Origin of the sequence: Litoribrevibacter euphylliae (assembly GCF_042646085.1) — a bacterium.
GTDB lineage: Bacteria > Pseudomonadota > Gammaproteobacteria > Pseudomonadales > Litoribrevibacteraceae > Litoribrevibacter > Litoribrevibacter euphylliae.
This window is the reverse complement of record NZ_JBHRSZ010000009.1, coordinates 283,297-300,707: the sequence shown is the minus strand read 5'-3', so window position 1 is coordinate 300,707 and position 17,411 is coordinate 283,297. Positions and strand designations below refer to the sequence as shown.

Annotated in this window: 16 protein-coding genes; 9 read left to right on the top strand and 7 right to left on the bottom strand. The window is 45.1% G+C overall.

Annotation, left to right across the window (positions count from 1 at the left end):
• Window positions 1-231 precede the first annotated feature (231 nt).
• The 4 genes from ACFOEK_RS20455 (at window position 232) to ACFOEK_RS20440 (ending at window position 4,953) form a co-directional block, all read left to right on the top strand.
• Window positions 232-1,191 (top strand): sensor domain-containing diguanylate cyclase, encoded by a 960-nt coding sequence (locus ACFOEK_RS20455; RefSeq protein WP_386723347.1) that lies wholly within the window; start codon window positions 232-234, stop codon window positions 1,189-1,191.
• Between the two features lie 106 nt (window positions 1,192-1,297).
• The gene (locus ACFOEK_RS20450; protein ID WP_386723346.1) at window positions 1,298-2,629 is read left to right on the top strand and encodes a DEAD/DEAH box helicase; all 1,332 of its coding nucleotides are present in this window, start codon (window positions 1,298-1,300) and stop codon (window positions 2,627-2,629) included.
• Between the two features lie 9 nt (window positions 2,630-2,638).
• Window positions 2,639-3,523 carry a TraB/GumN family protein gene (locus ACFOEK_RS20445; protein WP_386723345.1) on the top strand — a complete coding sequence of 295 codons (885 nt, stop codon included), beginning with the start codon at window positions 2,639-2,641 and terminating at the stop codon, window positions 3,521-3,523.
• Between the two features lie 89 nt (window positions 3,524-3,612).
• Window positions 3,613-4,953 carry a dicarboxylate/amino acid:cation symporter gene (locus tag ACFOEK_RS20440; protein WP_386723344.1) on the top strand — a complete coding sequence of 447 codons (1,341 nt, stop codon included), beginning with the start codon at window positions 3,613-3,615 and terminating at the stop codon, window positions 4,951-4,953.
• On the opposite strand, the gene ACFOEK_RS20435 is transcribed toward ACFOEK_RS20440, so the two are convergent.
• Window positions 4,950-5,162 (bottom strand): DUF2798 domain-containing protein, encoded by a 213-nt coding sequence (locus ACFOEK_RS20435; protein ID WP_386723343.1) that lies wholly within the window; start codon window positions 5,160-5,162, stop codon window positions 4,950-4,952. The two genes, ACFOEK_RS20440 and ACFOEK_RS20435, sit on opposite strands and share 4 nt — an antisense overlap.
• 100 nt (window positions 5,163-5,262) lie before the next feature.
• Here ACFOEK_RS20435 and ACFOEK_RS20430 point away from each other — a divergent pair, with 100 nt between their 5' ends.
• Window positions 5,263-6,225: a LysR family transcriptional regulator gene (locus ACFOEK_RS20430; protein ID WP_386723342.1), complete on the top strand. Its 963-nt coding sequence runs from the start codon at window positions 5,263-5,265 to the stop codon at window positions 6,223-6,225.
• Window positions 6,226-6,373: 148 nt separating this feature from the next.
• Window positions 6,374-7,681 carry a hypothetical protein gene (locus ACFOEK_RS20425; RefSeq protein ID WP_386723341.1) on the top strand — a complete coding sequence of 436 codons (1,308 nt, stop codon included), beginning with the start codon at window positions 6,374-6,376 and terminating at the stop codon, window positions 7,679-7,681.
• 87 nt (window positions 7,682-7,768) lie between these two features.
• Here the strand turns inward: ACFOEK_RS20425 and ACFOEK_RS20420 are convergent, their stop codons facing one another.
• The 5 genes from ACFOEK_RS20420 to ACFOEK_RS20400 form a co-directional block, all read right to left on the bottom strand.
• Complete coding sequence (locus tag ACFOEK_RS20420; protein WP_386723340.1) at window positions 7,769-10,729, bottom strand: HD domain-containing phosphohydrolase; 2,961 nt, start codon at window positions 10,727-10,729, stop codon at window positions 7,769-7,771.
• 221 nt (window positions 10,730-10,950) lie between these two features.
• Window positions 10,951-11,118 carry a rubredoxin gene (locus ACFOEK_RS20415; protein ID WP_386723339.1) on the bottom strand — a complete coding sequence of 56 codons (168 nt, stop codon included), beginning with the start codon at window positions 11,116-11,118 and terminating at the stop codon, window positions 10,951-10,953.
• A gap of 52 nt (window positions 11,119-11,170) precedes the next feature.
• On the bottom strand, window positions 11,171-11,335 hold the full coding sequence (locus ACFOEK_RS20410) for a rubredoxin (RefSeq protein WP_386723338.1): 165 nt from the start codon (window positions 11,333-11,335) through the stop codon (window positions 11,171-11,173).
• A gap of 60 nt (window positions 11,336-11,395) precedes the next feature.
• Window positions 11,396-12,610 carry an alkane 1-monooxygenase gene (locus ACFOEK_RS20405; protein WP_386723337.1) on the bottom strand — a complete coding sequence of 405 codons (1,215 nt, stop codon included), beginning with the start codon at window positions 12,608-12,610 and terminating at the stop codon, window positions 11,396-11,398.
• A gap of 225 nt (window positions 12,611-12,835) precedes the next feature.
• Window positions 12,836-13,078, bottom strand: a complete 243-nt coding sequence (locus ACFOEK_RS20400) for a DUF1653 domain-containing protein (RefSeq protein WP_386723336.1) — start codon at window positions 13,076-13,078, stop codon at window positions 12,836-12,838.
• 184 nt (window positions 13,079-13,262) lie between these two features.
• Here ACFOEK_RS20400 and ybaK point away from each other — a divergent pair, with 184 nt between their 5' ends.
• The 3 genes from ybaK to ACFOEK_RS20385 all read left to right on the top strand — a co-directional run bounded on the left by ybaK (window position 13,263) and on the right by ACFOEK_RS20385 (window position 15,244).
• The gene (gene ybaK / locus ACFOEK_RS20395) at window positions 13,263-13,727 is read left to right on the top strand and encodes a Cys-tRNA(Pro) deacylase (protein WP_386723335.1); all 465 of its coding nucleotides are present in this window, start codon (window positions 13,263-13,265) and stop codon (window positions 13,725-13,727) included.
• A gap of 78 nt (window positions 13,728-13,805) precedes the next feature.
• Window positions 13,806-14,885: a mechanosensitive ion channel family protein gene (locus ACFOEK_RS20390; RefSeq protein ID WP_386723334.1), complete on the top strand. Its 1,080-nt coding sequence runs from the start codon at window positions 13,806-13,808 to the stop codon at window positions 14,883-14,885.
• Complete coding sequence (locus ACFOEK_RS20385) at window positions 14,885-15,244, top strand: translation initiation factor Sui1 (RefSeq protein ID WP_386723333.1); 360 nt, start codon at window positions 14,885-14,887, stop codon at window positions 15,242-15,244. Before ACFOEK_RS20390 ends, ACFOEK_RS20385 begins: the two co-directional genes overlap by 1 nt.
• A 27-nt stretch (window positions 15,245-15,271) precedes the next feature.
• Here the strand turns inward: ACFOEK_RS20385 and mnmC are convergent, their stop codons facing one another.
• A complete protein-coding gene (mnmC, locus tag ACFOEK_RS20380) occupies window positions 15,272-17,287 on the bottom strand; it encodes a bifunctional tRNA (5-methylaminomethyl-2-thiouridine)(34)-methyltransferase MnmD/FAD-dependent 5-carboxymethylaminomethyl-2-thiouridine(34) oxidoreductase MnmC (protein WP_386723332.1) in 2,016 nt (671 codons plus the stop codon).
• Between the last annotated feature and the right edge of the window lie 124 nt (window positions 17,288-17,411).

Sequence of the window (17,411 nt, the reverse complement as noted above, 5' to 3'; positions counted from 1 at the left end):
ACTAATAGCCTTAGTTCTGAATTAGCACTTAGCAATTAAATAGGGGGATAACAAATAACTACTTCTCCATCGCTTCTCCTTGCTCTTCAATCTATGAACCCAGTGTATGTTTTCATGAGTGACCTAAAGATTGAGAGAAGGTTAAAAAAAATTAATTAAGTTATGGATAAAGTCTAGGAACTTTCGGAGCACTGCTACACTGAATAGAAAATAATAATTATGGGGTAGATCATGGGAACCTATCCAAAACCAGAGAATGAAGGGGATCGACTTAACTCGCTTAGGTCTTTAAAGATTCTGGATACTGATCCGGAAGAACGCTTTGATCGTTATACGCGACTTTGTACTAAATTATTTAACGTTCCTATTGCGTTGGTAAGTTTGGTCGATAGTGAGCGACAATGGTTTAAATCTCGGCAAGGGCTTGCATCGCAAGAGACTGAACGCCGAAGCTCATTTTGCACCCGAGTTGTTTTAGATGGTGCTCCTTTAGTCATTGACGATACCTTTGAAGATTCTCGCTTTTCCGAGTGTCCTTTGGTAGCTCAGCCTCCTAATGTTCGCTTCTATGCTGGCTATCCGCTGTTTCACAATGATGGCGCTTGTTTAGGGACACTATGTTTGATGGATCATCAACCTAGAGCCTTTACTGATCCTGACTTGGAAGCGCTGCATGACATGGCGACTATGGTAGAGCGAGAACTATCTGCCATTCATTTGGCCACCACATGTGAGTTGACTCATATGTCCAATCGACGAGGCTTTATTTCGCTGGCGTATCAAGCATTCAGCGTCTGTGTGAGGGAACAAATTCCGTTGTCGATCGTTTTCTTTGATCTAAATAAGTTTAAAGCCATTAATGATACCTATGGTCATGCCGAAGGGGATTTAGCGCTAAAGGCGTTCTCTGAGTTACTCAAAGACAGTTTCAGAGATTCTGACTTGGTGGCCAGACTGGGCGGTGATGAGTTTGTTGCGTTGCTAACGAGTACCAACGCCTCTCAAGCTCAAGACGCGGTAGATCGCTTTCAAATATCTGTCTCTGAATACAATGCCTCGTCAGGCAAGGACTATGATCTTGAGTTTTCGGAAGGTGCGGTGTCGGTTATTCCAGATTCTGAGGATCAGCTGGAAGAGTTATTGGCTCGTGCAGATGACTTGATGTATCAGAATAAGAAAGCGAAAGCCTAGGGTGCTCCTGAATAAGTTCCCTAGATTTTGAAGCACCCGCTTGGCGAATGTGCTAAAGTTCGCCTTCTTTTCTATCCCCCTTCTTATTTGTTTGGAATCGCTAAAAATGCAAACGGAATCTACCTCTTTTTCTGATTTTGAATTGGCTTCAGAACTTCTCGAATCACTCAATACAATGACGCTGGAACAAGCGACGGAAGTTCAACAGAAGGCGATTCCTGCGATTTTGGAAGGGCAGGACATTGTTATCACTGCCTCCACGGGTTCCGGTAAGACATTGGCTTATTTGATTCCTTTGGCTCAAAAGATTCTCGACGATTACGAATGGCTGGAGCAACCAAAGAAAGGTCAGCGCGTCCAGTCTTTGATCGTGGCGCCAACACGAGAGTTGGCGTCTCAAATCGCTCAAGTGTGTGATCAGTTGTTGGAAAATACAGAGCTGACAGTTTGTGCTTTGATTGGCGGTGAAGATTTTAAAGTTCAACAGAAAGCGTTGAATCGTTTTCCTGATATTGTGGTTGCAACGCCGGGGCGCTTGATTGAGCACATTGACGCGCGCTCGTTGAGTTTGATCGAAGTGTCCAAAGTGGTGTTGGATGAGTCAGATCAACTGTGTGATTTAGGCTTTGCAGAAGACGTTCAAACCATTCTTGGTTATGTCGATGAAGCACGTTCTCAGAATGAAGAACAAACAGAAGATGACGACTCTTCTTGCCAGACCATCATGGTGTCTGCGACCACCACAGGTCGCACGCGCAAACTGGCTCAAGACATTCTTGATGAACCTCAGATTCTAACCGTCAACGCCCGTCGCGCACAGAATGACAACATTCGTCAGCAAATTCTTACGGCGGATGATGAACGCCACAAGTTGCAGCTCTTACTTTGGTTATTGGATCATGAATCGTTTGGACGTGCGTTTATATTCGTCAATACCAAAGCGCAAGCAGACAATCTGTGCGGTAAGTTACGTTATCACAAGCAGAGAGCGGCGGTATTGCACAGCGATATGAAGCAGAGCGTTCGTGAAGGCACTTTGAAGGCTTTTAAGGAAGGCCGCGCAAATATTCTGGTGGCAACTGACTTGGCCGCACGGGGCTTGGATATCGAAAATGTCGATTTGGTGGTTAACTTCGACATGGCACGAAAAGGCGATGAATACATGCATCGTATTGGTCGAACCGGTCGTGGTGGGGCGCAAGGTCAATCTTTTGTGTTGATCATGCCGAATGAATGGAATTTGAAGGCGTCCATTGAACGCTACCTTAAAGTGACGTTCGAGCGTAAGTTCATTCCTGAATTACGAGGCAGTTTCAATGGCCCTAAAAAGGTAAAAGCGTCAGGCAAAGCGGCGGGTACAAAGAAAAAGAAAGTCAAAGTGAAAGCGGCTCCTAAATCCAAGAAGGGCAAAGCTACAGGTCGTGGTAAAAAGAAATAAGGTCGTTTCATGACAAAGGAAACTCTTAAAACGCTGGTGGCACTACTAAGTCTGGTTTGGTTCAGTTTAGTGAGCTGGCAAGTATCAGCTGCGTCACCGGTTTGGAAAGTCACCAAGGGCGATAACGTCCTCTATCTGGCGGGTACTATTCACGTGCTCAGTCGTTCAGATTATCCTTTGCCAAGTGCTTTTCACTTTGCCTATCAAGCTTCAGAAAGTTTGGTGTTTGAGACGGACATTGGACAGATCCAGAATCCTGAAATCCAACAGTATTTCTTGAGTAAAATGGCGTACAGCGATGGCAGCCGTTTGAATCAGTTCTTATCTGAGGAAACCTACCGTGAGTTGGAATCCCAGTTAACTGCCGCAGGAATGCCTGTTCAACACATGATGGGCTTCAAACCCGGCTTCGTTGGAACCACGTTGACCATGTTGGAATTACAACGCCTTGGAATGGCCGAAGACGGCGTCGACAGCTTTTATTTTCAGAAAGCCACATCCGATGGGAAGGCAAAAGGCGAGTTAGAAAGCGTCCAATCTCAAATCGACTTCATTGCTAATATGGGTGTTGGTAATGAAGATGCCCTGATTCGTCACATGCTGGATGAAATCAAGTTGATTCCAGAGCTAATGGCCGATATGAAACAGTCATGGCGTACGGGTGATACTGCTGGTTTGGAAACGCTTTTGTTAGATCCTTTGATGAAGGATTATCCTGAGGTATATCAATCTCTGTTGGCTGATCGGAACTATATGTGGCTGCCTCAAATCTACGACATGTTAAACAACTCAGAGACTGAGTTTGTGTTGGTAGGGGCCTTGCATCTGATTGGTAAGGACGGTTTATTACATCAACTGAAACAGAAGGGCTATCAGTTGGAGCAAATGCCGTAGAATCGGATGCTTGCATCTTTAATGGAATTCGCAATTTCATGGAGTCCCAAATTTAATGGAATGCCAAGGACGATAGGGAAATCAAAGGTATGACAGACACACATTCCTGGTATCAACCGTTTGATAACAGTCTGAAATCCATCAAGGTGATGATTCGCAGTCAGCTATGGGCTCAAATCATTCTGGCGTTGATTCTAGGCATTGCTGTTGGGCTTGTGTTATCGCCACAAGGCGGTGGTTTACTGGCAGCTGAAACTGCTGATGTAGTAGCGGAATGGGTGAAATTACCTGGCAGTGTTTTCCTCGCCATGATTCAAATGGTGGTGATTCCTCTGGTGATGAGTTCGATCATGCTGGGCGTTGCAACAGCGGGCGATCCTGAATATCTGAAGCGTATTGGTTTACGTATTTTTCCGTACTTTGTATTAACTACCTGTGTGGCTGTAACCATAGGCGCAGCCTTGGCAACCTGGATAGAGCCTGGCCGCTTTATCGATGGTTCTTTGCTCTCCAGCGTCGATCCGGCTAAAGCACCAGCAACGGAAGCTCTCAATATTTCTGTGCCCGAACGATTGGTGTCTTTGTTCCCGGAAAGCATGACTCAAGCGGCTCTAGACCAGAGTATGCTGCAATTGGTGGTCTATGCCGTGATCATGGGCGTTGCCTTGATTGCGTTGCCGAAACGCAAAGCCAAGTTAATGCTTCAGGTGTTGGACAGTGTACAGTCGATCACAATGAAAGTGGTTAGTTGGGCGATGATGCTGGCACCTTATGCTGTATTTGGGTTGCTGTGCGACATCACCATTAAGATTGGACTCGATGCCCTGTTAGGGATGTCCGTCTATGTTCTTACGGTGTTATTGGGGCTTATAGTGCTCTTATGCTTTTACTTATTGGTAGTGAAAGTCATTGCCGGACGTTCGCCCATTCAATTCTTAAAAGAAATTCGTTCGGTTCAGCTTTTGGCGTTTTCTACATCCAGTTCGGCAGCGGTTATGCCTTTGTCTTTGAAGACGTCCGAAGAAAACCTCAAGGTAAACCCATCAATTGGTCAGTTTGTGGTGCCTCTGGGCGCGACCATTAATATGGACGGAACTGCGCTTTATCAAACCATAGCAGCTATTTTCCTTGTCCAAGCCTTCGGTATTGAACTCAGCACCAGCGCGATGATTCTGCTGATGCTGACCACGGTTGGCGCTTCCATCGGTGCACCGAGTACACCGGGGGTTGGTATCGTCATCTTGGCTACCTTACTTGAAAGTGTCGGTGTGCCAGGAGCGGGGATTGCCTTGATCCTAGGTGTCGACCGTATCTTGGATATGAGTCGAACTGCACTCAATGTCTCTGGTGATATGACCGCTTGCTGCGTCATGGATAAGTGGCTACCGGTGTCTGATGCACAAAAACCGATGGATTATTGGGAAAGTTAGCTCTTCAACAACCTAAGCGTAATTTTCTGCGCAATAGGCCCTACAAAAAATGCAATAACGGCTGCTGCCGGCCAAGCCAGTGAGAAGGCATGAATCCACTGAGCGATGAAGTTGGGTGTGATGCCCAAGTTCAAGTAAGTCACCCACAGACTCATCAATGACGATAAGAAAAATGACATGATGGCAGTAAAGACGAGTCGGTGTTTCATTGGTTTCCTCCTAAATTTCAGTGTTGATAAGATAGTTAATTACGAATTTGAAATCTATGTATTAAAATGAAAGCTTTAATTTCATTTATGGAATCTAGTTGTGCTTGATGATATTTCTCTGTTTGTGGTGATTGTTCGCTCTGGAAGCTTGAAAGAGGCCAGTCGGGTTTTAGGTTTGCCTGCTGCGACCGTCAGTCGTCGCTTGAAAGCGCTAGAACAATCTCTTATGTGTCGGTTAGTCCATCGAAGCAGCCATCAGTTCACTTTGACGAATGAAGGACAGGAGCTTTATCAGCAAAGTGCTTATTTGGTGGAGTCGTTAAATTCGTTGTTGGATAACTTCAGTCGCGATGTTTCCGGTCAAAAGGGAAAGGTGAAAGTGTTAGCGCCTTTGACGATTGTGGCCAGCACCTTGCAGCCGATGTTTTCACGGTTTATGGCAGAGCACCAAGAGATTCAAGTCGAACTGGAAATGCGTAATGAATTAACCAGCTTTCTGGCGTCTGGTGCGGACTTTGGTATTCGTATAGGGCCTCAACACGACTCTGAACTAAGTCATCGTAAATTAGGTGAGAGTAGGGCATTGGTTGTGGCGGCACCTGATTATGCCGCTAAGATTGGAACTTTGAATTCGCTGGATGCATTGTCGCAATGTCATGTAATCATGAGTAATCCGTTAACGAGATGGAAATTGGAACAACTTGATGACCACGGAACGTCATTAGGCATTCATGACTTTCTTCCTCCCACAGCGAGAGTGACTTCCAATGAGATGAGGGTGTCCAAGTTATTTGTCTTGGATGGTTTGGGCGTTAGTCTATTGCCGATCAATGAAATCATTGAAGAGTTGAAACAAGGGCGTTTGGTTAATGTAATGCCGAACTGGTTTGGAGCACCACGAGAAATATTTGCCGTTTGGTATCGTCGACAGTTATTGACCAATCGTGCTTCTATGCTGATGGATTTTATTCAAGATGAGTGTCAGGAAATATTTGAGCCTGGCTCAGACGTCAGACGTTTCCAACAAGTGGGTTTTTCTCCTAATCTGAGCGGCAATTATTAAACGGGGTATCTCGTTCGACGTTTAATGCTAATCTCTTACTGTGTTTTCCTTGCTAACTAGGTAGCATCTTTGAGTGCTGTACCGGTTCTGTTGTACGGGTTTTCGAGCCATTTTTCTTCGTCACCTACCCAAGTTCAAGGAGCAACTCATGACTGACGAAACCGCAGAAGCAGTATCAGAATCACCCAAAGAAACCTCCAAGCTTAATCCCAATATCGCGAAAGTCTTTAATACTGAATTGAAGGTGAACTCAGTCAAAGAGCCCAATGACTACGAGGTTCTCACTAAAGTCGCATTAGAGGCGCTGAAGTTTTTCCCTCCTTTGTATTTCAATTCTATTTTTGGCTCGGTTAAAAGCTGGTTGCCACCACATCGAGACCTTTCGGAGTACACAGTACTCAGTCCTTGGCGTCCGCTTCGGGCCATAGATTATTTGATTGATACGTCTGTACCCGCCTTTGCCCATGCGCCGGGGCCTTGGGCCAGCACCTTGTTACCACCGCTAATGCGAGAGCTATTCTGGCGGCCAAGCAACTACTTTCAACAAGCCGATCCCTTTGACTGTGTGACCAGTTATTCGGATGAACATTGGTTCTTCTTAAATGGGATTGCGACGAATCAAGCCGTCGCTGAAATGAATTCGGCGTTGATCAGCGAGCTGTTCTTGCGTCCGGTGACTGTGATTCATAATCAAACGGATTCTGTGGCATTGGATTTACTGCAGTGTGCGATTGGTAAATCCTTCAAGACCGATCCGTCGTTAGATGAATCTCAAACCATGACAGAGCCAGCAATCAAGGCGACGGTTGCCATTTTGGAGGCGCTGAAAGATCCTGCTCGTTCGAAAGTTGTCCTGTTGTGCCACTCTCAGGGGACGATTATTGCGGCGAATGTGTTACGAGCTTTGCAGCGGTGCTTAAGCAACATCAAACGCTTGACGAAAGAGCCAGATGCCAAACCGAAATTGCTGTTGGATGTAATTGATGAGTTGGCGTTGAATATTTTGTATACCGACTATCTGAAACAATGCGATTGTGCGGCAGTCGATCAGAACCTAACGGAGCTCCTGAGAAAGCTAGAAGTTTATACCTTTGCAAATTGTGCGGATAAAATGAATTACATCACTCAAGTCCACGATGCATCTGGCAAGCTTATTGGGCTTCCCTACATTGAAAATTTTGCCAATGAGTTTGATTTGGTGGCTCGCTTAGGTGTGTTATCTCCATTAAAAGGACAAGAAGATTATGTCGAAATCGATGGGCCGATTTATGAGAAAAAAGGGTTGTTGGCTTGGGGGCATTTACTGAATCAGCATTACCTATTCGGTATTGATGGCTATTTAGAAGGGGAGACTCGTAACCCGTATGTTCTTACGGATAACGAAGAACAGTCGTTGAGCGAACTGCCTCGGCTTTATGAATACGCTGCTGGTAAACGACCGGCTGAGTATTATTAAATTTTCCTTTTCAGAGGAGTTTTAAGTCAACCGACGGGAGATTTGTTTTACCGCCGGTTTGACTATCGTTAAAAGTCTGATTATTGACTATAGGAAGTCTTCTTCATTGATGGCGTCTATTTGTTTGGTTTCGAGGAAGCGCTTAGCGTACGTCAGATAGGTTCCTGATTTGATGAAGAGCTTAAATAGATCCGGATCAATATGACCTTCGTTGGCCATATTCTTCATGATTTTTAGAGCCACACTGAGAGGCTTTGCTTCTTTGTACGGACGATCACAAGCGGTTAAAGCTTCGAAAATGTCCGCGATGGCCATGACTTTGGATTGCACTGACATCTCTTCGCCCGTTTTTTGCCTTGGATACCCCTTTCCGTCTATGCGCTCATGATGATTGCCTGCAATGTCAGGAACGTCTTGCAGGTGTTTCGGGAAGGGCAGTTCGTTAAGCATGATGATGGTTTGAATGATGTGATCGTTGATGATGAAGCGCTCTTCGTCCGTTAATGTGCCTGTTCGAGCCGATAGATTATGCAGCTCGCCTCGATTGAATTTCAGTTTGGGTGGTGTCATTTTGAAACCCAATGGATTGTTTTCATCCAGCGTGTTGTTATCGCTTCTGGGAATTAAGTGATCCACTCGATCATCCAACAACTTTTCGGTGATAGGGAGCTTGGTTTCAGGCTCTGCATCTTTGAGATTTCGTTCAATCCAGGAGATACCTAGGCGATCACTGATGGTTCGCTGCCAAGTACGATTAGCTATCTGGTGAAGTTTGTCGATGGCTTCCTGATCCATAAATTTATCACCGGAGTTACATTCGGCGATAAAAGCAAATTCTTCGTCCAAGGCTGATAAAGTCTTCGACAGCGCTTGAGATAATTGTGCTTCCTTGTCTTCAGTCAATACGCCTTGTTGAGCTAATTCGACGCGTTGTTGATGGTGCTCAATCAAGGCGTCGCGTTTAAGGACTTCTACTCTCGTGCGAATCTCGTGGATTCGGTTGTAAATGGTTTCCAGACGAGTAGCTTTGTCGACCACGTATTCAGGTGTTGTAACTTTACCGCAGTCATGGAGCCAACTCGCAATATGCAGCGCTTCCCATTCTTCTTCGTTCATGGTGAAGTCGTTAAAGACATCCGAGTCGTCACAGGCTGCTTGAGTGAGTAGTTTGGCTAATTCGGGGACACGCTGGCAGTGACCGCCAGTATAAGGCGACTTGGCGTCAATCGCGCCTGCCATTAGCTTAATGAAGGACTCAAGCAGTTGCTTTTGATCGTTATATAACTGGTTTTTCTCTAAGGATTCTGCACAGAAACCGGCGAGAGCCTGAGCGAAACTGATCTTACTTTGACTGATAGAGGCTTTATTGGCCTCCCGTTCAAACACCATCACCATAATGCCAATCAATTCTTGTTTTCGGTCCAGAAGTGGAATGGACACAATGTCTGAAGAGGTGAGCTCGGTGGAGAGAATGATGTCGTCAACAAGATTTGGGGTGTGGGTATCTGCAAGGGTGTAATTATTGGTTTGTAGACTGCGCTGTTCAATGCATCGGCTGATGACGGCCGGTTGGTCGTCGATGGCATAATTTCTTGAAATCGTATGTCCATCCTTTGTATGGCTATTTTTGTAATTGATGCAAGCTTGAGTGAGTGTACTTTGTTTTTCATTACACAAGTAAATGGCGACCGACTTGGCTTGCCCGGCTTTACGTGTTTCCTGTGCAACTGTATTTAAAATCTTAGTGTGTTCTTGTTCACTGGTAACGGTATTTACGAGTTTGATGAATTGGTTGATGGTACCTCGCATGCTGTTCATGGATTTCGACAACTCATCAATCTCAGACACAAAAGAACGGGCGGCGGGTCTTTGCTGGAAGTCCAGATCTTTGATGCGTTCAGATTCAGAGGTGAGTTCCGTCAGAGGTTTCGCCACTCGTATTGCCAGTAGCCAGGTTAATGGCAACGCAAACATCAGAATGACTGCGGTAATGATGGTTGAGGAGTTTCGTATATTAGTCGCTTCGGTTAAAAGTTCATGCTCTGGTGACAAGACAATAAGTGACATGTGGTTGTCGCTCATAGGAATGGATGTCATGGCACCAAACCAGTTTGTGCCATTTAGAGAAAAAGAATGTTCTTTGTAGGCGGCATTTTTACTGGTGAGATCCATATCTGAGAGAGAAAGAAATTCTCTAATTTCTGGTGCATAAAGATCGGCTACGGTGGATTGCTTCAGATGTCCTGATGTATCAAATTTCAAGACCTTATCAATATCCTGATAGGCGACAAGGTTTTTCTCTGCATCGATTAACAGAATTTGCGAGCTGGGTGTGAGATAGGTGCTTGCCAGTTGTTTACTGAGCTCGTCCAGCGTCAGGTCCGCCGCAATAACGGCTCCCGTCTTCTTATCTTCATAGGAGATGGTGATGCCCAGTTTCCCAATGAAATAGAAAAGATACGGCTCGGTGGTGACAGGCTTGTCTGTTTTTGTTGCCAGTGTGAACCAAGGTCTGACCGTTGGATTGTATTCCGTATCCAGGTAGATGATTTCGTTAATGAGTTCTTTGGATTGAGAGAGAAATTTACGACGAATCTTTCTGGGCGATTCGTCTGATTCTATGTGATCCACCATGAAGTGGGCGAGCTCTGGTGCATTAAACTGCTTTTTCATGTGCTCACTTACGATGGCTCGAATGATGAAATAATCCCCATCGGCATACCCTAATGAGATAGCTGCGATTCTTGGGCTGTTATCGAGTAACGCAATCATTGCAGCTTCATATTGCGACCGTTCCATGTAGGTTTCCCGAGAAGGAAGATCGGTTTCTGCCAGCATCTTGATATTACTAATCACACTGAAGTAATCGTTTTCTATGGCGTCCGTTACTTCATCGGCAAGGTGATCAAAGAGGCGATTACTTGTGCTAATGAGAATTTCTGAGACTTTAAGGTAGTTGAACCAGGCAAGAACACCGCCGAGGGTAAATATGAGGGTGAGAAACAGGGTGGTGATGTGTATTTTTATCGAAAAACGGAGCTTAGGCATGTTCAATCCATTGAAACATTTCTTGATCTGATAATAGATAAGCTTAGTCGAAGATAATGTCTTTGAGATTAAAACAATTGTTTTGATGAGAATATGAGGTGTGTCGCAAGAAATGTGACACACCGAAACTAAAAAAGCCCCAAAAATTGGGGCGGGTCATCATTAAGATAACAAGAAAACGTATTCTATCGACGAACTTTAAACAGTCTCTTAAGAGCCCTCTAAGCGATCAATGCAAAATCGTCTTTTGAGGCAGAGCAATCAGGGCACGTCCATTCTTCTGGAACGTCTTCCCATCTGGTACCAGGCGGAATGCCTTCATCCGGCCATCCTTCCGCTTCGTCGTAGTACAAGTCGCAGCATTGGCACTGATACTTCCTGAATTCCATAATCATCCTCGCTATTCAATTTTTTTCTAAACGTGTTTCCGTTTTTAGTAATTCAGTCAATTTCGACAAAGTCCGGTTTATCCCTTACGAAGCACTCAGGGCAAGGGAAATCGTCTGGAATGTCCTGCCACTCAGTTCCTGCGGCATAACCTTCTTCTTCGCAGCCAACCTCTTCATCGTAGATATAGCCACAATCCGGGCATTTAAATTTGCTCATCTAGTTACCTCGTATACTGCGTTAACGTGAGCTCTCAAGTGGTAGCGCACTAAGTGTTAGTTAGGAAGCTATGGCATGTTGAGGCTTGTGATATTTTTGGAACATCCGGCTCTTACTCGCCGAATCCATGTTGACCAATGACATATCACCCTTTGCCCATTCCACGACACGAGGGTCCATCACCATTTTCCAGAGTGGTGGCACCATCGATAAAGCCATCATTGCAGGGTAACCATGGGGCAACTGAGGTGCTTCTGGATAGTCTCTAAGAATTTGATATGCACGGGTGGGGTGTGCATGGTGGTCTGAGTGACGTTGTAGATGCAGCGTAATCAGGTTGGTTGCTTTGAAGTTGTTATTCCAAGAGTGTTTTGGTTGGCAACGCTCATAGCGACCATCTTCATTTTTCTGACGAAGTAAGCCGTAGTGCTCGATATAGTTTGCCATGGTGAGCTGGAACCAGCCGTAGGCGGCGGTCAGTAGCAAGAAAGGTAGAGCCATCCAGCCGAACGCGGCTGTCATAAGACCATAGGCAACAAACGTGATTGCCAGAGTTTGTAGCAGCTCATTGTCTTTCGAGAAGAATGACTTGTTCAGACGCTTCAACCGATCGGCTTCCAGTTTCCAGCCGCGCTGTGCCGCGCCTGGAATTTCGCGAAGTGCAAACTTATACAGAGATTCGCCCATGCGGGAAGAGGCGGGGTCTTCAGGTGTTGCAACGTGTTTGTGATGACCTTTGTTGTGTTCAATATTGAAATGGGCATAGCCACTGCACGCTGAGCAAATCTTGGCTGCTAGCGTTTGGTGTTTGTCTCTGACCTTGTGACCTAACTCATGACTGATGGTTAAGCCAACCGCATGTAATGCTCCGACACTTAATACCGCCCCTAGAATGTCGTACCAGGCCCAACTGTATTGAGTGACTACATAGGTCATTGTGATAAGGCCTGCCCATTGAGCTGCTGTCGCTAGGTAGAGGATATTTTTGTAGTAGTTGTCGTTGGTGCTAAGTTCAGTTTCTTCTTCCTTGGAAGGGTTGTATGGGTCTTCGCCAACAATCGTATCAACGATAGGAATGATGACAAAGAAAATAGCCGTGAAGCCCCACAACCAAGCACCTTGACCGGTTATTGCGGCTAATAGCGCAGTCACTAAAAGAGCAGCTGGTGCAACAAAAGTCACCAAGTACCAATACTTTTTCACTGTGGCCCAGTAGCTTTTGTCTTTGGGGTTATTGTCTGCGTTGTTTTTTTCTGTGTTATTTATCTCTGACATCTTTTCCTCCTATGGATCATTATTAGATCTTGATGTTGGATTGTCTGACAATTTATCAAAATGAACGAAAAGAGGTAATCCCAACTTTAGTTAGGTATTTCATTGCGTTTTATAGGGATGTAAAGAAAGTGTACGTCTAGGAACAAAGGTGACTCATAAAGACATCTTTTAAGATAATTGTCTTTATGAGTTGTGTAGAAGAATAGGTAGAACGTGTTGGGGAGACTAGTTACCGATTCTTTGGAAACGGGGTTTTGTTTCACCATCAATCGTTACAGTTTCTGTAAACATGTCGAGAGGTCTCACCCAAAAACCTTGTTCGCCATACAAGGCTTGATAAACAACGACCCATTCTTCCGTTTCACTGTGCTGAGCGGTTCCGAAAACTCGATACTGAGGGCCTTTGTAGTGTTGATAAAGTCCTGGTGAAACTTGATGGTGGCCTTCAGGAAGTGGTAATTCATTCATTTGGAGATCCCGTCTATAAGAAGCTGATTTGGAATTTTTGGCTATTGTAGCCTTCTATGAAAGCAGAACCTACGAATTCAGCTATGACTTCCTTATAATGCGAGCTCTTGTATGGCGGTATTAAATTGTCAGCTGGGCTGGCGAGTGGATTCTGGTTTTTAGTAGTAACAGTTAGGTTAAGGATATGACCCCAGCAATTAATGCAGCAAAGAAAGCAAAAATTTCGTTTCAGACTCACCAATATGAGCATGACAGCACTGCTGAATCTTATGGTGAGGAAGCCGCAGAGAAACTCGGTATATCTTCAAATCGTGTTTTTAAAACGTTGTTAGCGGAAGTTGATAAAGAATTGGTTGTGGCTGTGTTACCAGTAAGCCATTTGTTGAATTTGAAACGATGTGCTGCTGCCTTCAAAGGCAAGAAAGCGGTGATGGCTAATCCTCAGGATGCGGAAAGAGCAACAGGCTATGTAGTTGGCGGCATCAGTCCGTTAGGTCAGAAGAAACGTCTGAAGATGGTTATCGATGAATCTGCCCAGACGTTCGAAAGTATTTACGTGAGTGCCGGACGCCGAGGATTAGAAATTGAACTGTCTGCGGGCGATCTGGCTAAGCTAACCGGTGCCATTTTTTCCAGTGTCTGTGCTTAACTTTAAATGTTCCTAGTTAGAGAATAGGTTTGATCATTACAGCAGTTTTTGTAATGCCTTTTTATTGATGGAGTTTACATGGACGTTTTTACTAATTATTTTGAGATCGCGCGTGACTTCCTACCGATGTTATTCGGAATTGCGTTGGTCTTTCTTTTGCTCTCTTTAGCGAACTGGTTTTTCTTGGGCAAACGCTTAAGGTTGGGGGCTGAAGCTAAATTACCTCGTCAGTTATTGATGATGCTGCTTAGCATAAGTGCTGTATTAGCCATCATCTTATTGCTGCCTATGTCTGATTCTACTCGCGGTCAGGTGTTAAGCTTGTTAGGGGTGGTGTTCACGGGTGTAATCGCACTGTCTTCGACTACCTTTGTGGCTAATGCCATGTCTGGTTTGTTACTTCGTCTGGTTAATAGCTATAAACCGGGCGATTTTATTCGAATCAATGGCAGCTTTGGTCGAGTGACTGAGCGTGGTTTATTCCATACAGAAATTCAAACAGAAGATCGTGACTTAACGACGTTCCCAAATCTCTATCTGATTTCTAATCCGGTCACGGTTGTCCATAGCTCGGGTACCATTATTACCGTTGAACTGTCTCTAGGTTACGATGTGGCAACCTCGAAAATTGAACCGCTATTACAGGAAGCGGCCATTGATACTGGGCTAACCGATCCGTTTGTATTGGTTACCAATCTTGGTGACTTTTCTGTGGGCTACAAAGTGGCGGGCTTTTTAACGGATGTGGGCCAGCTGGTGACGGTACGTTCATTACTTCGAAAAAATGTAATGTCGATTCTTCACCGTAATGGAGTCGAAATTGTTTCGCCGGGCTTTATGAATCAACGAGCGTTAGATCCTAAACAAAAAGTGATGCCCAAAGGTCGAAGCAAATCAGAGTCGCGTGAAGAGTTGGATGCAACGCCGGAAAGTTTGATGTTTGAGAAGGCTGAAGGTGTCTCGGAGCTTGAACGACTTCGACAGCATCGTCAGGAACTTACCGACCAGCTGAATGCATTGGAAGAAATTAAGTCAAAGCTTACTGATGCAGAAGCAATTGAAAAACTGGATAATCAGCTAAGTACGATCAAGCTGGAAACCAATCGTACGCAACAAGCGATCGATCTAATCAAATCTAAGTCAAAAGAGGCGTCTTAATGGCACGACAGAAAAACTCCAAGCTGGTTTTTTCAACAGAATTTGGACGAGCTTGTCCCGAATGTGGTCAACCGGTAGAACAGTGCATTTGCGGACAGGACGATGGTATACCAGAAGGCGATGGTATTGTTCGTGTTAGCCGGGAAACTAAAGGGCGTAAAGGAAAAGGTGTGACTTTGGTGACGGGCGTGCCGGTTGCAAAAGATGAGCTTAAAAAGCTGGCTAAAGAACTTAAACAGAAGTGCGGCACGGGTGGTGCCTTGAAAGATTGTGTAATTGAAATTCAAGGTGATCAGCGCGATCTATTGGTTGAGCTTCTCAAAGCGAAAGGTTTTCAGGTTAAAAAAGCAGGAGGCTGATAATCTCGCCTCCTTGTCTTTCAATGGTTAGAATTTTTTCTTTATCAGGCCGCTGATGGTAAAACGGCTAGGGTTGAGAGCATCCACTAAATCTTGTGTTAGCGGCAGTGGTGCACTCTCAATCAAAGCACACAACATCTCAGAGCAAAGAGGAATGGTTGTCAGTCCTTTTGAGCCATGTCCGAGATTCACGTACAGCCCTTGATGATAACGTCCTGATTCCTGATAGGGCCATTTCCGGTCTTTTCTTAATTGCTGATATTGTTCAATCATGGCGTGGTGATCATTGAGCATACCCACAACCGGTAGGCGGTCGTTGGTAATACATCGAACAGACGCTCTCCCCGAAACCTCAGACTCATCCAGCTCATGCAGTGATTCAAACTCGTTAGAGATACTTGCAAGCTTGGAAAGGTTGGTTTGTACATCTTCTGAGCGATAATCCATTGCTGAATCTTTCAGGTCAAACGTAGCACCGAAGTTGAGCATGTTTTGGTCGCAAGGCGTCACATAAGAGTCAGAGCAAATAACCGTGTTGGGTGTTTTAACGGATGGTATTGATGCGGTCTTAACTTGGCTCACTTGACCGCGAATCGGAGTTAACGGCAGGTGTTCTGCTTGAGTAAACTGATTGCTTTCCCAGGCACTGGCAAGAACAACGATGTCTGCTGAAAGTGGAGAGTTTGTAGGCTCACCTTGGGTGTGAACGATCCATTTTTGATCGGTTTCTTCCAAAGAGCTGACTTTGGTATTACAGATGACATCAATGTTCGGGTGATCGAGTAATGCCCGGCAGGCTGCTGCTGGATTGACCCAGCCAGAATCTGGATAGAATAGGGCTGAGTAATCTGTGTTTAGTTTAACGCCGGTAATTTGATGGGCTTCTTCCAAAGGCAGTGCTTTATTAAATCCAGTACCTTGGTATTTTTGCTCGACTCGGCTTAACTTTTCGGACTCTTTCTCTGATTGTGCAAGCTGAAGTAAGCCCGCTTGTTGCCAGATATTCGTATCAGAAAACGCTTGCTTATAGTGCTGAACGGCATACTGAAAAGAGGCCAGATAAAAGCTGTCTTCCTTCGTTTCCTGAACCGAAGGCTTTGTGTATAAAACCCCTTGGTAATTGCCTGAAGCACCAGAGGCAACGGTTTTGCCTTGCTCCAGAACGGTTACCTTCCAGCCGCGCTTTGCTAATCCATTTGCTGTATGAGCTCCGGATAATCCCGCTCCAATAATTAGGGCTGTTTTCTGGGATTTGTTTGAAAGTCCTTCTGTTGGGTATTGAAACCACACGTCCGTATTGGCTGGGGTATTATTAGTTATGGCGGCTTCAATTCCAGAAGAGAACTGCCCTTGCAACATGTCCCGTTTGCGACCAAACCCTTTTGCTTTTTTGTAGTTAAAACCGTGATTTGTTAATAGGTCTTTAACCAGGCGTGCAGCGGTAAAGGTAGCAAAGGTTGTATTGGTGCCACTGAGTCGTTGAATTTGCTCGAATAAGTGATCAGACCACATTTCCGGGTTCTTTGATGGAGCAAACCCATCCAGAAACCATGCATCCACCTGTGCATTGATTTTGGAAAAGGAGTCTGCTGCATCGCCAAAGGCAATGATTAAGCGAATTCTAGGTGTGATCATCAGGGTTTGAAGCCCTGTACAGACTTTGGGATAGGCTTCCAGTAGAGGCTCTGACCACTCTTTTAATTCGGGCCAAACGTCTAACGCTTTCTTTAGGTCGTGAGGTGTAAGAGGGAATTTCTCGGTTGAGATAAATACCAGCTCGTGTTCGCTGTTCGATAAATACTGTTGCCAGAGCTGGCAACAGGCTAAGAAGTTTAAACCCGTACCGAAGCCGGTTTCAGCCACTACAAAGCTGGTGTGAGTTTTCTCTTGTGCCAGTGCTTCAAAGCGTTCAGGCAGCTGATTGTGTTGTAAGAAAACATGCCTTGTTTCATCCAGCCCGCCAACTTTGGAAAAGTAAACGTCATCAAATTGAGTGGAGCAGGGAGTTCCTGATTCGTCCCAGATTAAATCAGCATGTTGCATAAGGCACTTCTTAACTATCGAATGGAAGCGCGATTATAAGACTGGACGCCGTGAAAGAAAATGAGAGTTAAAAGGCGGCGGGTAAAGGAAGCGCAATACTATGGCCGTGACACTTGAGAGTAGC

Coding starts and splice junctions, on each gene's coding strand:
- ACFOEK_RS20405 (WP_386723337.1), bottom strand. CDS start 12,610: ATGTCAGAGATAAATAACACAGAAAAAAACAACGCAGACAATAACCCC.
- ACFOEK_RS20435 (WP_386723343.1), bottom strand. CDS start 5,162: ATGAAACACCGACTCGTCTTTACTGCCATCATGTCATTTTTCTTATCG.
- ACFOEK_RS20390 (WP_386723334.1), top strand. CDS start 13,806: ATGGACGTTTTTACTAATTATTTTGAGATCGCGCGTGACTTCCTACCG.
- ACFOEK_RS20385 (WP_386723333.1), top strand. CDS start 14,885: ATGGCACGACAGAAAAACTCCAAGCTGGTTTTTTCAACAGAATTTGGA.
- ACFOEK_RS20440 (WP_386723344.1), top strand. CDS start 3,613: ATGACAGACACACATTCCTGGTATCAACCGTTTGATAACAGTCTGAAA.
- mnmC (WP_386723332.1), bottom strand. CDS start 17,287: ATGCAACATGCTGATTTAATCTGGGACGAATCAGGAACTCCCTGCTCC.
- ACFOEK_RS20455 (WP_386723347.1), top strand. CDS start 232: ATGGGAACCTATCCAAAACCAGAGAATGAAGGGGATCGACTTAACTCG.
- ACFOEK_RS20410 (WP_386723338.1), bottom strand. CDS start 11,335: ATGAGCAAATTTAAATGCCCGGATTGTGGCTATATCTACGATGAAGAG.
- ACFOEK_RS20420 (WP_386723340.1), bottom strand. CDS start 10,729: ATGCCTAAGCTCCGTTTTTCGATAAAAATACACATCACCACCCTGTTT.
- ACFOEK_RS20415 (WP_386723339.1), bottom strand. CDS start 11,118: ATGGAATTCAGGAAGTATCAGTGCCAATGCTGCGACTTGTACTACGAC.
- ACFOEK_RS20400 (WP_386723336.1), bottom strand. CDS start 13,078: ATGAATGAATTACCACTTCCTGAAGGCCACCATCAAGTTTCACCAGGA.
- ACFOEK_RS20425 (WP_386723341.1), top strand. CDS start 6,374: ATGACTGACGAAACCGCAGAAGCAGTATCAGAATCACCCAAAGAAACC.
- ACFOEK_RS20450 (WP_386723346.1), top strand. CDS start 1,298: ATGCAAACGGAATCTACCTCTTTTTCTGATTTTGAATTGGCTTCAGAA.
- ybaK (WP_386723335.1), top strand. CDS start 13,263: ATGACCCCAGCAATTAATGCAGCAAAGAAAGCAAAAATTTCGTTTCAG.
- ACFOEK_RS20445 (WP_386723345.1), top strand. CDS start 2,639: ATGACAAAGGAAACTCTTAAAACGCTGGTGGCACTACTAAGTCTGGTT.